The 13,190-nt window shown below is 62.2% G+C and carries 11 protein-coding genes and 1 pseudogene; 3 read left to right on the top strand and 9 right to left on the bottom strand.

All coding sequences use genetic code 11. The features are described 5' to 3' along the window. The first annotated feature begins 50 nt into the window (after nt 1-50). Together rsmA and NKJ93_RS08935 are read left to right on the top strand one after the other, a co-directional pair. Nucleotides 51-890 (top strand): 16S rRNA (adenine(1518)-N(6)/adenine(1519)-N(6))-dimethyltransferase RsmA, encoded by an 840-nt coding sequence (gene rsmA, locus NKJ93_RS08930; protein ID WP_352588629.1) that lies wholly within the window; start codon nt 51-53, stop codon nt 888-890. Nucleotides 891-1,285: 395 nt separating this feature from the next. Further along, nucleotides 1,286-1,783 (top strand): GFA family protein, encoded by a 498-nt coding sequence (locus NKJ93_RS08935; protein WP_352588632.1) that lies wholly within the window; start codon nt 1,286-1,288, stop codon nt 1,781-1,783. Here the strand turns inward: NKJ93_RS08935 and NKJ93_RS08940 are convergent. The 8 genes and pseudogenes from NKJ93_RS08940 to fabD form a co-directional block, all read right to left on the bottom strand. Further along, a pseudogene (locus NKJ93_RS08940) lies at nt 1,753-2,373 on the bottom strand (glutathione S-transferase family protein). The gene NKJ93_RS08935 and the pseudogene NKJ93_RS08940 overlap by 31 nt on opposite strands. Nucleotides 2,374-2,548: 175 nt before the next feature. Then, nucleotides 2,549-3,205, bottom strand: coding sequence for a guanylate kinase (gene gmk, locus NKJ93_RS08945; protein ID WP_352588635.1), 657 nt, complete (start codon nt 3,203-3,205; stop codon nt 2,549-2,551). A gap of 33 nt (nt 3,206-3,238) precedes the next feature. Further along, a complete protein-coding gene (locus NKJ93_RS08950; protein WP_023719823.1) occupies nt 3,239-4,129 on the bottom strand; it encodes a YicC/YloC family endoribonuclease in 891 nt (296 codons plus the stop codon). A gap of 137 nt (nt 4,130-4,266) precedes the next feature. After that, nucleotides 4,267-5,487 carry an endolytic transglycosylase MltG gene (gene mltG / locus NKJ93_RS08955; protein ID WP_352588637.1) on the bottom strand — a complete coding sequence of 407 codons (1,221 nt, stop codon included), beginning with the start codon at nt 5,485-5,487 and terminating at the stop codon, nt 4,267-4,269. A gap of 93 nt (nt 5,488-5,580) precedes the next feature. Then, nucleotides 5,581-6,843, bottom strand: a complete 1,263-nt coding sequence (fabF, locus tag NKJ93_RS08960; RefSeq protein ID WP_023719825.1) for a beta-ketoacyl-ACP synthase II — start codon at nt 6,841-6,843, stop codon at nt 5,581-5,583. Between the two features lie 34 nt (nt 6,844-6,877). Beyond that, complete coding sequence (locus NKJ93_RS08965; RefSeq protein ID WP_006203723.1) at nt 6,878-7,114, bottom strand: acyl carrier protein; 237 nt, start codon at nt 7,112-7,114, stop codon at nt 6,878-6,880. A gap of 187 nt (nt 7,115-7,301) precedes the next feature. After that, nucleotides 7,302-8,039 (bottom strand): 3-oxoacyl-[acyl-carrier-protein] reductase, encoded by a 738-nt coding sequence (gene fabG / locus NKJ93_RS08970; RefSeq protein WP_023719826.1) that lies wholly within the window; start codon nt 8,037-8,039, stop codon nt 7,302-7,304. 60 nt (nt 8,040-8,099) lie between these two features. Next, nucleotides 8,100-9,065: an ACP S-malonyltransferase gene (gene fabD / locus NKJ93_RS08975; protein ID WP_023719827.1), complete on the bottom strand. Its 966-nt coding sequence runs from the start codon at nt 9,063-9,065 to the stop codon at nt 8,100-8,102. 246 nt (nt 9,066-9,311) lie between these two features. On the opposite strand from fabD, the gene NKJ93_RS08980 reads away from it, so the two are divergent. Then, nucleotides 9,312-11,237: an LTA synthase family protein gene (locus NKJ93_RS08980; protein ID WP_023719828.1), complete on the top strand. Its 1,926-nt coding sequence runs from the start codon at nt 9,312-9,314 to the stop codon at nt 11,235-11,237. A 39-nt stretch (nt 11,238-11,276) separates the two neighbouring features. Here NKJ93_RS08980 and NKJ93_RS08985 read toward each other — a convergent pair whose 3' ends face one another. Next, entirely contained in the window at nt 11,277-12,929 is a 1,653-nt protein-coding gene (locus NKJ93_RS08985) for a pilus assembly protein TadG-related protein (RefSeq protein WP_352588640.1), read from the bottom strand. Nucleotides 12,930-13,190 lie beyond the last annotated feature (261 nt).

Below are 13,190 nucleotides of genomic sequence, written 5' to 3' on the forward strand. Positions count from 1 at the left end.
CCAATCCGATGATCCTAACCCAATGAGCCCAGCCCGATGAGCCCAGCCCGATGAGCATAGACGGGCTGCCGCCGCTGCGTGAGGTGATCGAGCGCCATGGGCTGCAGGCGAAAAAGGCGCTCGGCCAGAATTTTCTGCTCGACCTTAACCTGACAAGCAAGATTGCGCGGACCGCCGGCGACCTGAGCGATGTTACGGTTATCGAGGTCGGCCCCGGTCCGGGCGGGCTGACTAGGGCCCTGCTCCTCAACGGCGCCCAGCGGGTCGTCGCGATCGAGCGCGACGAGCGCTGCCTGGCGGCCTTGGCCGAGATCGCGAACCACTATCCGGGTCGGCTTGAGATCGTGGCCGGCGATGCGCTGAAAACTGATTTTGCAGCGCTTGCCAAAGGAGTGCCGGGAAGCAGCGGGTCGGCGAAAATCGTCGCCAACCTGCCTTACAATATCGGCACCGAATTGCTGATCCGTTGGCTGACCGTGACCGAGTGGCCGCCTTTCTACACATCGATGACGCTGATGTTCCAGCGCGAGGTCGCCGAACGCATTGCAGCCAGCCCCGGCAGCGAAGCCTATGGCCGGCTCGGCGTGCTGGCAGGCTGGCGGACGGAGGCGAGGATTGCCTTCGACGTGCCGCCGCAGGCGTTCACGCCGCCACCCAAGGTGACGTCCTCGGTTGTGCATCTGGTGCCACGCGCCAGCCCCTTGCCGGCAGAGGTGAAACGGCTCAGCCGCTTCACCGAAGCGGCGTTCGGCCAGCGCCGGAAAATGCTGCGGCAGAGCGTGAAAAGCCTTGGCGGCGAGGCGCTGCTCACCCGCGCCGGCATCGATCCGACCAGGCGTGCGGAGACGCTCAGCGTCGAGGAATTCGTGCGGCTGACGAATGCGGTGTGAGGCTGTAATGGAGGAACTTGGAGTGGTCGCTCGGTCTTTCCCACTTATCGAGGCAGGCGAGAAAATATCCACCATACGCTGGCGCAATATCGATTTTGCCGGGCTATATGCGCTATGTTTGTGACGGCGATGCCAGCAGGATCGCGATTGTGTGGGTCACGCGCTGCACCGATCTGCGCCTGTCCGAGGCGGCAGCGTTCCTTGGAGAGAATCGGAATGGCCCCAAGAGGTCACGGGGATGCGAGAGCACTATCCGCAGATCGGACGGACCGACATTGTACAGATCATTGAACACTTGACACCCGCCCAGACAAAGCGTCGCCCCGACTACCCGCCTGAAGTCCGATAAAAGTGTGCTATCTGGTAAACTTCGATCGCACAGAGGAATGCCAGTCGTGACGCTGCAGGAGCCGACCAACACCCGCACGCTAGGTGGATCATGCCAGTGCGGTGCAGTCACCTATAAGGTGACGGACGAGTTCATATTTGCCGTGAATTGCCATTGCTCGATCTGCCGTCGCGCAACCGGCGCAGCGTTCAAGCCACTCGCAGGCATAGAGCGTGTCAAATTGCGCATCACGAGTGGGGAGGACAAAATCCAGATCGTCGACGGCAATAGCTGGCATGACGAGCGATGCAAGCTATGCGGGTCGTTCCTTTTTGCGGTTGTTCGTGACGGCGCGTTCGCCCACATCGCTATGGGGACCCTCGTCGACGACCCAAACATTCGCCCAAGCGCGCACATTTTCGTCGGCTCCAAGGCACCTTGGTTCACCATTACAGACGACCTGCCGCAATATGACGAAAATATTGTCGAAGACAGGAGCGAATTCACGGAAGCGTCGAGCTTCATGTCGTTCCATCAGGAGAGCGATACCGCAAAGCCGCGTTGAACCCCCGGCCGTGCCATCATAGTCCCATACCAGCGCTCAACATTCGGAAATTCGGCAAGATCGACTTGATGCCGCTCGTGCCGCCATGCCCAGCCGAGAATAGCAAAATCGGCGATCGACAGCTCGCCCGAGAAATACTCGACCTCCGCCAGCCTCCGATCGGCGACTCCGTACAGGCGTCGGGTCTCTGCGCTATAGCGTGCCAGTCCGTAGCGGCGGTCCTGGTCGTCGGTCACGCCAAGAAAGTGGTGCACCTAGCCCGGCATCGGACCGAAACCACCCACCTGCCACATCAGCCATTCCAACACAGGGACTTGCGCGCTGAGTCTGGACGGCCAAAAGTGGCCGGTCTTCTGGCCTAGGTAAATTAGGATGGCACCCGACTCGAACACGCTGATCGGTCTACCGTCCGGTCCGGCGGGATCGACGATGGCGGGGATGCGATTGTTGGGGCTAATACGCAGAAACCCAGAGGCATGCTGTTCGCCCTTCGTGATGTCGACCACCTTCACCGTGTAGGGCAGCCCCATCTCCTCGAGCGCGACGCTGATCTTTCGGCCATTCGGTGTGTCAAAAGCCCCATAATTCAATCGGCATGCCAACTCTCTATCGCGTTTTATGCCGACGTTGATCGCTGGTACGAGGGCGTCTCTCTCGTCAACCAACATCGGCAAATGTCAATTATCCCGACAAGTGGACACTATCTTCGTGTGATCGCCACCGTCCCGAAAGACGCCGCAGGCCGGACGCTTACGATAAAGGTGCTCAATCCGTCTTCTCATCGAGCAGCCCCGAGACGAAATCGAACAAGCCCGGCCGGCGATCGCGTCTGAGCCGTTCGGCCGTGACGATGCCGCGCACCTCGGCGAAAGCGCGGTCAAGATCGTCGTTGACGATGACGAAATCATATTCCTTCCAGTGCTCGATCTCATTACGGGCGTTCTTGAGCCGCGTCTCGATTACCGCTTCCTGGTCCTCGGCGCGACGCTTCAGCCGCGCCTTCAATTCCTTCATCGACGGCGGCAGGATGAAGATCGAGACGATGTCGGCGCGCATCTTCTCCTTGATCTGCTGAGCGCCTTGCCAATCGATGTCGAACAGCATGTCGCGGCCTTCTGCCAGCGCCTGTTCGGCCGGCTCGCGCGGCGTCGCGTAGCAATTGCCGTGCACCTCCGCCCATTCGAGCAGCGCATCGGAATCGCGCAGCCGCTCGAACTCGCGCATCGTGCGGAAGTGGTAATGGACACCCTCGATCTCGCTGCCGCGGCGTGGCCGCGTGGTGACCGAGACCGACAATTCCAGGCTGGAATCGCTCTCCAGCAGGTTGCGCGCGATCGTCGACTTGCCGGCGCCTGAGGGCGACGACAACACCAGCATCAGCCCGCGGCGCCGAATGCGGGAACCCACATCCCTAGTGGTCATGGGGCTTGGCAGTCATGTGGCTTGGCATCGGGATCATTCCAGATTCTGGACCTGTTCGCGAAACTGGTCGACGACCGCCTTCAGTTCCAGTCCGATGGCGGTGACCGCGGCAGCATTCGACTTGGAACACAGCGTATTCGATTCGCGGTTGAATTCCTGCGCCAGGAAATCGAGCTTGCGGCCGACGGCGCCACCGCCGGCGAGCAGCGCCCGGCCCGACGCCACGTGCGTCTTCAGCCGGTCGATCTCCTCGCGTATGTCGGCCTTGGTGGCCAGGAACGCCGCTTCCATATGCAGCCGGCTGGCATCCAGATTGGCTGATGCGTCCATCAGCAGCCGGATCTGCTCTGCAAGCCTTTCGCGGATCGTGGCCGGCTCGCGTGATGGATCGGCCTCGGCCCGCAGTGTCAGCGCCTCGATGGCATCGATATGGCCGGACAGCAGGGAACGAAGCGCCGCACCTTCGCCTTGGCGCGCCTGCTGCAGCCCGTCCAGTGCTGCTTCCAGCGCCGACAATATCGCGGTATCGAGCGCACTGCGCGCCTCTTCGGTTTCGATGGCTTCGGGAATGTCGAGCACGCCGCGCAGCGCAAGCAGTCCGTCGGCCGCCGCAGGCGCTACTCCGAACTGCTCCTGCAGCCGCTTGGCCAACCCCGCCAGATCCTTCAGGAAAGCCTCGTTGACCACGGGTTGCGCTTGCGCGCCGGCGGCGCGGCCAATGGTCAGCGTCATCTGGAAATTACCGCGCCCAAAACGCTTTTGCACCGTCTGCCTGACTGCCGGCTCCAGCCGGTCGAAACCTTGCGGCAGCCGCAGCCTGACCTCGACGCTCTTGCCGTTGACGGACTTGGCTTCCCAGGCAATCGAAGTGCCTTCGTGTTCGGCGACACTGCGCGCAAAACCGGTCATACTCTGCAAGTTCATGTTGCCGTGCGTCCCCTTGCCGAATGCCCCTCAAGCCGGAACGATTGCTCCGGACAGGATCATGTGAATTTCAATGCCATAGCAGCCCTTGCACATCCACCCGGACATGCACAGGGCCGACCTGATGGCGTCTGGCCCTACTGGGCGGCGGTAGCCCCCGCATCGTCAACGATGGCTCCCGCCGGCGTGTCGGCTCCGGTATTGGTTGCCCCGGCCTTGGCGGCGTCCTGCGCCTGCTTTTTCAGCAGTGCCCGGTAGCGAGCGACATTCTCGTTATGCTCATCGAGCGTCGCGGCAAAGACGTGGCCGCCGCTGCCGTCGGCGACGAAGTAAAGATCGCTGGTCTTCGACGGATTGGCGACTGCCTCCAGCGCCGCACGGCCGGGATTGGCGATCGGCGTCGGCGGCAAGCCGTTGATCAGATAGGTGTTGTAGGGCGTCGGCTTCTGGATGTCCGACTGATAGATCGGGCGGTCGATGGGTTTGCCCTTGCCGCCGAACAGGCCGTAGATGATGGTCGGGTCCGACTGCAGCCGCATACCCTTGGCCAGCCGGTTGAGGAAGACGGCCGCTACCCGCGAGCGTTCATCGCCCTTACCTGTCTCCTTCTCGACGATCGAGGCCAGGGTGACAAAATCCTCAATGTTGGCGATCGGCAGATCCGGCGCTCGGCGCTGCCAGACTTCGTCGACCAGTCTTTTCTGGTCGGCCAGAAGCTTGTCGACCATCTGCTGGCGTGTTGCGCCGCGGGTGAAGCGCAGCGTGTCGGTGGCGAGGCTGCCCTCGGGTGGAGTGGTCGACGGCATATCGCCGGCCAGTGCGTCCTGCTCAGCGATCCGTTGCAGTGCCTGCTCGACCGTCAGCCCCTCGGGGATGGTCAGCGAATACATCACCGACTTGCCGCTCTTCAGCAGTTCCATGATATCGTGCATCGGAGCCTGCGGCTTGATCTCGTATTCGCCAGCCTTCAGGGCGGAATCATTGCCGAAGGCGCGTACGCCAAGGCGGAAGATGCGGGCGTCGCTGATCAGCCCTCGCCGCTCAAGCTGGTCGGCGATCTCCTGGACGCCGCTATTCGGCTTGACCAGGAAAGTGTCGCCATTGGCCGACGGGCCCGGCTCGTTGAATTCCTGCTTGCCGAAATACAGCGCAACGCCTGCCGCCAGAACCATCAGCATCACCGAAGAGATGACGAAGTTCATGAACACGACGAACTGGCTGCGCGAGGCACGCGAGCGCTTCGGCGGCGGCGTGCCGGCCTCGGGCCGCAACGCCTCGCTGGCCGTCTTCGGCACGATCGGGCCGGGGGTTGCTGCCCGTTGCCCGAATTCCCCGTTATCGGCCGGATTTGTGTTCATAATGCCCTACCAATTGATCTTGCGACGAATCCCCTCGGGCAGAGTAGGGGCGAATATGGCAAAATTGACGGCAGACGCAAACCGGCGGAGCGGTCAGCCATTGTAGCGCTGGAAGACGAGCGAGGCGTTGGTGCCACCGAAGCCGAAGGAGTTGGACAGCGCCACGTCGATCTGCCGGGCTCGCGGCTTGTGCGGCACAAGGTCAATCGCCGTTTCGCGCTCCGGATTGTCGAGATTGATGGTCGGCGGCGCGATGTTGTCGCGAATGGCGAGGATCGAAAAGATCGCCTCGGCAGCACCAGCCGCGCCCAGCAGGTGGCCAATCGACGATTTCGTCGACGACATCGATATCTTCGAGGCGGCGTTGCCGACCAGCCGCTCGACGGCGCCGAGTTCGATCGTATCGGCCATGGTCGAGGTGCCGTGGGCGTTGATGTAGTCGACATCGGCGGGCGTCAGCTTCGCCCGGTTCAGCGCCGCCGTCATGCAACGGAAAGCGCCGTCGCCGTCCTCGGCTGGCGCGGTGATGTGATAGGCGTCACCGGTCAGGCCGTAGCCGGTGACCTCGGCATAGATCTTGGCGCCGCGGGCCTTGGCGTGTTCGAGCTCCTCGAGCACGACAACACCGGCGCCCTCGCCCATGACGAAACCGTCGCGATCGCGATCATAGGGGCGCGAGGCCGTTTGCGGCGCGTCGTTGCGGTCGGTGGAGAGCGCGCGGCAAGCCGCGAACCCAGCGATCGAAAGCCTCGTCACCGGCGCTTCGGCGCCGCCTGCGACCATAACGTCGGCATCGCCCCATATGATCAGCCGGGCGGCATCGCCGATGGCGTGCGCACCGGTCGAGCAAGCGGTGACGACGGCATGGTTGGGGCCTTTCAGCCCATGCCGGATCGAGACCTGGCCGGACACGAGGTTGATGATTTGGCCGGGGATGAAGAACGGGCTGATGCGGCGCGGACCGCGTTCCTTGAGGATCATCGCATTCTCGGCGATGCCTTCGATGCCGCCGATGCCGGAACCGATCAGCACGCCGGTGGCGCACTGTTCCTCATGCGTCTTCGGCTGCCAGCCGGAATCCTTGAGCGCCTCGTCGGCGGCCGCGATCCCGTACAGGATGAAGTCGCCGATCTTCCGCAGTTCCTTCGGCTCGAGAACGGCTTCAGGATTGAAAGTGGCATTGGAGCCGTCACCGCGCGGAATGACGTGGGCGACCTTGCAGGCAAGGTCTTCCACCTCGAATTCGGTGATGCGCTTGGCTGCACTGCGGCCGGTCAGAAGCTCATTCCAGCTGTGCTCGAAGCCCATGCCGAACGGCGAAAGCAGCCCAAGGCCCGTGACGACGACACGCCTCATCGCAGGTCCTCCCCGGTGATGACTGCAAATAGCGTCAGGCCGAGGCCTTGTCGATGTATTTCACCGCATCGCCAACAGTCAGGATGGTCTCGGCCGCATCGTCGGGGATTTCGACGCCGAACTCTTCTTCGAACGCCATAACAAGTTCGACCGTGTCGAGGCTGTCCGCGCCCAGATCATCGATGAAGCTCGCCTGCTCCGTCACCTTGTCGGCATCGACGCCAAGGTGCTCGATGACAATCTTCTTGACGCGCTCTGCGGTGTCACTCATTTGGGCATCCTCGTCTTTTGGTTGTCTGTCTTCGTTAGCGGGCAGAATGCCGCTAATCAAGCTGAAAGATGGTCCTGCCGGAAACGCAGCGGAACAGGACCGATTTTTGCCCGAACCGCCGGGTTGCGGGCGGCATTACACGAAAAATCCCGTGCATCCAAGACGGAATGAAGCGTTTTCCCAAGTGTTAGATCATTGCCATGCCGCCATTGACATGAACGGTCTGGCCGGTGACGTAGGCCGCCTCATTGGAAGCGAGGTAGGCGACGGCAGAGGCGACTTCGGCGCCCGTGCCCATGCGCCGCGTCGGGATCGCCGCCATGATCGCCTCTTTCTGCTTGTCGTTGAGCTTGTCGGTCATCGCCGATTCGATGAAGCCCGGGGCGACGCAGTTGACGGTTATATTGCGGGTGGCGATCTCCTGCGCCAGCGATTTGGAAAAGCCGATCATACCGGCTTTGGAGGCGCAATAATTGGCCTGGCCGGGATTGCCGGTGACGCCGACCACTGAAGTGATGTTGATGATGCGGCCATGGCGGCGCCGCATCATCGGATGGGTAAGCTCGCGGGTCAGCCGGAACACGGCGGTCAAGTTGACCTCGATCACGCTATCCCAGTCGGCATCAGCCATGCGTACGAACAACCCGTCCTTCGTGATGCCGGCATTGTTGACGAGGATGTCGACGCCTTCGAGATCGGCCTCCGCCTTCTGGCCAAGCGCCTTGACCTCGTCGCGATTGGAAAGATTGGCCGGAAACAGCTTGACCCGGTCGCCCAGTTCGGCGGCCAGCGCCTCCAGTTTCTCGATACGCGTGCCGTGCAGGCCGACGATGGCGCCCTGGCCATGCAGCACGCGGGCGATCGCCTCGCCGATGCCCCCCGATGCGCCGGTGACGAGCGCCTTGCGGCCGGTCAATTCGAACATTTTTGTCTCCTGATCTGAGCGAACACCCTTCGCACGGAGCGGGGTCAAATCGCCAGTTGATTATGCAAGCGCCGCCAGCGCCGCCTCGACATCCGCCGCGGATCCGATTGCACTGGTGGCAATATCGCGGTTAATGCGCCGCGCCAGCCCCGACAGAACCTTGCCGGCGCCTACTTCATATAGCGTCGCAACGCCATTCGCGCCGAACCACTCCACCGTTTCGCGCCAGCGCACGCGCCCGATCACCTGTTCGACGAGGCGGCGGGCGATCTCGTCGGGATCGCTCGTCGGGGTCACCGTAACATTGGAGACCAGCGGCACGGCCGGTGCACTCTTCGTCACGGCGGCCAGTGCCTCCCGCATGATCTCGGCCGCCGGCTTCATCAATGCCGAATGGAAGGGCGCCGAAACCTGCAGCATGAGCGCCCGCTTGGCGCCCTTCTCCGTGCATAGCTTCGCCGCCAGTTCGACCGCCGACCTGGCGCCGGAGATTACCAGCTGGCCGCCGCCATTATCATTGGCGATCTGGCAAACCAAGGCTTGCGCGGGATCTTTGGCCGCGCCTTGGGCAGCCTCTGCGCAGGCGGCTTCGACGTCGGCTTGTTCCAGCCCGATGATCGCCGCCATGGCGCCCTCGCCGGCCGGTACCGCCGCCTGCATGGCGTTACCCCGGATGCGCAACAGCCGGGCGGCGTCGGCGACCGAAACGAAACCGGCGGCCGCAAGTGCCGAATATTCGCCGAGCGAGTGGCCGGCGACATAGGTGACCTTGCCTTTCAGGGAGAAGCCGCGCGCCTCCAGCGCCCGGATTGCGGCAAGCGACACCGCCATCAGCGCCGGCTGGGCATTGGCGGTCAGCGTCAGCGTCTCTTCCGGGCCTTCCCAGATAAGCTTCGATAGATTTTCGCCGAGCGCTTCATCGACTTCCTCGAAGATCCGCCGCGATTCAACAAAGGTATCGGCGAGGTCCTTGCCCATGCCGACAGCCTGGCTGCCCTGCCCCGGAAAGGTGAATGCGATGGCCATCGGCGGCTCCCAGCTGCTGGTTCTCGTTGCCTGTGACGCAAGGCGTGCGGCCGAGTCAAGTCCAACCTTGACCGCGCAACGTCGGCCGAGTGCCTGTTTCGGCAGGCTTTTTGGCGATCACTCATGATGAAAACCGCTCACGATTTGTTTGCTGGCTCTTCTTATTTCCGCCACAGGCGCTAGCTTTGCGTGACAGTTCGATGACAGTCGAGTGACGCTTTTGTTGCGGGCCGGGGAACTATTGCAGTGGCAAAGACCAAGAAGAGCGCAGCCGAGGCCGCGCCACAGTTTCTCGAAGGCGATCCGGCCACCGGCTATCTGCCGGGGCGCAAATGGCCTGTCATCCGCTATGGCTTCATCAGCCTGTTGGCCGCGGCCATCCTGGTGTTCTCTATCGAATTGATCGTGCGCGGCAACTTTGCCGGCACCGTCGACTTCTTTCTGCAGCCCTTCAAACCCGGCTGGACCACAATCATCATTTTTGCGCTGATCCTCATAGGGCTCGACGCCGTGCTCGGCCGCAGCCATCAGAGCCTGATGATCCTCGCGCCGCTGACGTTGTCGCTGGCGTTCGTCGGCCACCAGAAGTCGCTCTATCTCGGCGATCCGCTCTATCCGACTGATTTCCTCTATTCTCGGCAGATCGTGGCGCTGATGCCGCTCCTGGTACGCGATCGCCCGGGAACCGCCATTGCCCTGGCGATCGGCGTCGTCGGCGGGCTGTCGCTTCTCGTCTATGGCTGGCGGCTATGGCGCCGCCGCGTTCCGGCGCTCAGCCACAAGGGCCGCCTTGCCCGACTGACGCTGACAGTGCCGCTGATCGCCTTCTTCGTCTCCATCATGGACTATGCCACTTTCTCATGGACGCGCGACCGGCTGCAGATCATCCCGATCATGTGGGACCAGAAGGAAAACTATGCCTCGAACGGTTTTGCGCTCGCATTCGCGCTGAACGTCCCGATGGCCCATGTCTCGGCGCCGCCCGGCTATTCCGGCAAGGCGATCGAAGCGATCGGCAAACCGCAGGTGACGGCCTCGGTACCCGCCGAGAAGCCCGACATCATCGTCGTCATGAGCGAATCCTTCTGGGATCCGACCAAGCTGCCCGGCGTCACCATCACGCCCGACCCTATCCCCAATGTGCGGGCACTGCGCACGGGCTACATGTTCTCGCCCGAATTCGGCGGCATGACGGCCAACATCGAGTTCGAGGCCCTGACCGGCTTTTCCAACGCCTTCCTGCCGGCGGGCAGTATTCCCTACCAGCAATATGTGCGGACACCGACCCCGTCGCTGGCGACCTTCCTGAAAAGTCAGGGCTACCGGGCGCGCGCCATCCATCCCGGCACCAACTGGTTCTGGAACCGGGGAGCCGTCTATGCCGATTTCGGCTTCAACGACTTCAAATCCGAGGAGACGTTGCCGCCCATGCAAAAACGCGGACCGCTCGCGTCGGACGCAGCGATGACCGACGAGATCATCCACGAGGCCGATACCAGCGCCGAGCCGGTCTTCTTTTTCGCCGTCAGCCTGCAGAACCACGGGCCGTATGAGCCCTATCGCTATAACAATCCGACCCATAAGGTGCAGGCGCCGATCAGCCAATGGGCACGTGAATCGCTGTTGAGCTACGCCGAAGGCTCTTCCGACGCGGACCGTGGCCTCGAGCGGCTGATCGAATGGGCGAAGAAACGCCAGCGGCCGACGGTCATCGCCTTCTTCGGCGACCATCTGCCGCCGCTTGGGCCGGTCTACGTCGAGACCGGTTTCCTGAAGGACAATGTCGCGCCGCGCAAGGAGGCGGCCGACCAGATGCTGCTGCACCACCAGACGCCGCTGATCGTCTGGTCAAACCGCAGCGGCCCGGCCGAGGATCTCGGCGCCGTCAGCCCAGCCTTCCTGCCCTATCATATCCTGAAGACTGCCGGCATCAGTCATCCCTATTACACCGGCTTCCTCGGCCAGTTGCGGGAGCACTACCGCGTCATCGACCGCAATTTGCTGTTGGCACCGGCGGGCGACGCCACCCCCGATTGGTCGCGTCAGAAAGAGATCGACCCGGCAATCCGCGACTTCCGTCTGCTGCAGTACGACATGATGTTCGGCAAGCGCCATGCGGCGCCCGATTTCTTCCCCGAAACCACACGCAAAGTGGCTGCGCACACGAGTTGAGCAGCGGCGGCGGAACGGCCGTTGGGCGACTGACGTCGTTCAGTTCGTCAAGTGCAGGTGCGAAATCGAGCTTCCGATTTTCAGGAACACGCTTTCGAGCTGGGTGACGTCGTTGGTCGGGTAATAATCCGACGGCGACGACGCGCAGGCCTCGTAGAGCTTGCGGTTGGCTGCGGTGTCGGCCTGCAGCAGTACTGTGAAGATCTGCACGTCCTGTTTCTTCAACGTGTTGCAGACATTGGTTGTCCAGTCGTCGACATTGCGCGCGGCCGCGGTCTGGTCGCTGGATCCGAACCGACCCGAAGCCAGGAACCCGTAAGAACCATAGTCCGACTTCTGTGGCGTATCCTTCGCGCCATAGACAACATTTTCGCCGTCGGTGAGCAGCAGCACCGTTTTGGTCGTGCCTGACGCCCTGAACGGCGCGCCGTCACTGTAGGGCGGTTCCGGCGAGAGTACCCGCATCCCCCATGACAACCCTTCCGAAACATTGGTCCCCGAGCCGTTCCATTCGATCATCTCACTGACGGCCTTACGCAATTTGTCGAAATCGTCGGTCAGCGGCACTATCGGCGTCGGACAGGCCCGGTTTGGGCCGATGGTCAGGGGGCCTTTCTTGTCGTTGATCAGCCTCATCGTCGAAACACTGTACTTCGCGATATCGCCGGTGAGGCCGGGAAGCAGGGTGATAACCGTATCGTCGAGATAGGAATTGTTGTAGCCGGCCGCCGAATTGCCATAGGAGCTGTTCGGATTTTTGGCGTTACCTGGATCGTCCGGCGCGAAATAGGGTACGAACAGGGTGTCCGGTTTGTTTTGGTCGGGCGAAATGTCGGAAACATTGTTGATTCCGGGCCGCGCCTCGACGCAGCCTCTCCATTCGACGCCCAATTGCTTGAACAGGTCCATATGGTTGACGCGCTTGCCGCCGACCAAGGGGAAATTGGCGCCATTGTTCGGCGATTTGCCGGCCATGTCGATCCAGGCCGGATCGTAGTCCTCGCCCTTGACATTGACCGCGGTGACGAACGGCACCACTGCGACACGTACGCTGCGCGTCGGCGACTTCGCGGCTTGGAGCATATCGATCAAGCCCGTCGCCGCCGTCCGCAATGCGCCGATGCGGTCGTTGCTGGCCATCGACCCGGTATTGTCGAGCACCAGCACGACTTCGAGCTGATTGGTCGATTCGACGGCGCCGGCATCGACGGTGATGCGCTTGTCGTTGCCGAACAGGAAGGCGAAGTTCAAGTTGACATCGGCCGCGGCGACAGCCTTTGTCTGGATGTAATTGAGGCCCCTTTCGACGGTAAGCGTCGCTTCGGCGTTCCTCAACTCGCTGTGGCCGGCGACATTGGCCTGGAAGTAGCGGTCGAAGACGTCCTTGCGCGAAGCCTCGATGTCGCCGAGATGCGAAGATGCAAGGTTCGCGGCATCGAGCGCGTTCTGCAAGCTGACCTTGGCCCTCATCAAGGTGGACACGTCCACGGCAAAGGCGACGGCCGTCAGAACCGCAGGCAGCCCGAACGCCAGCATCAGGGCAAAGTTGCCGCTCTTCGAACGGCAGAATTTGTCGAACAGCATTTTATCCCCAAAACCGCCTTGCTGGCGGCCGCGCGCGAACTGTTCGTTTTGCATTCGCATGATGAACGGCGGGTTGCCGCCACGCCCGCCGGTGCTGGAACTTCGCATGATGGTTAAGGTCCGGTTTCAGGAAATCCGTAAAACCTTGCCATCGAGGTCCGTTGTGCTCTGGAAGATAGGACGCTAGTCGAGCCGTTTGGCCTGTCGTTTGGCCTTGCTTTGCGGTCAAATTCCTGTATAGACGCCCGCAATCTGCCGGTCCTTGCTGGGGGCTGAACGGAGGGCCGGAGGTTTTCGAACCTTCGCGTGGAGCCAGAAGCGCTTCCGCCTCCCGTGTCTCCGCTCTCGACCGTCTCGTCATGCTCCTTT

Origin of the sequence: Mesorhizobium sp. M0028, from assembly GCF_040323855.1 — a bacterium.
GTDB lineage: Bacteria > Pseudomonadota > Alphaproteobacteria > Rhizobiales > Rhizobiaceae > Mesorhizobium.

Bases quoted from the DNA above. Each gene is read 5' to 3' on its own strand.
- fabD (WP_023719827.1), bottom strand. From the start codon at position 9,065: ATGGCCATCGCATTCACCTTTCCGGGGCAGGGCAGCCAGGCTGTCGGC.
- rsmA (WP_352588629.1), top strand. From the start codon at position 51: ATGAGCATAGACGGGCTGCCGCCGCTGCGTGAGGTGATCGAGCGCCAT.
- fabF (WP_023719825.1), bottom strand. From the start codon at position 6,843: ATGAGGCGTGTCGTCGTCACGGGCCTTGGGCTGCTTTCGCCGTTCGGC.
- NKJ93_RS08965 (WP_006203723.1), bottom strand. From the start codon at position 7,114: ATGAGTGACACCGCAGAGCGCGTCAAGAAGATTGTCATCGAGCACCTT.
- gmk (WP_352588635.1), bottom strand. From the start codon at position 3,205: ATGACCACTAGGGATGTGGGTTCCCGCATTCGGCGCCGCGGGCTGATG.
- mltG (WP_352588637.1), bottom strand. From the start codon at position 5,487: ATGAACACAAATCCGGCCGATAACGGGGAATTCGGGCAACGGGCAGCA.
- fabG (WP_023719826.1), bottom strand. From the start codon at position 8,039: ATGTTCGAATTGACCGGCCGCAAGGCGCTCGTCACCGGCGCATCGGGG.
- NKJ93_RS08950 (WP_023719823.1), bottom strand. From the start codon at position 4,129: ATGAACTTGCAGAGTATGACCGGTTTTGCGCGCAGTGTCGCCGAACAC.
- NKJ93_RS08985 (WP_352588640.1), bottom strand. From the start codon at position 12,929: ATGCGAAGTTCCAGCACCGGCGGGCGTGGCGGCAACCCGCCGTTCATC.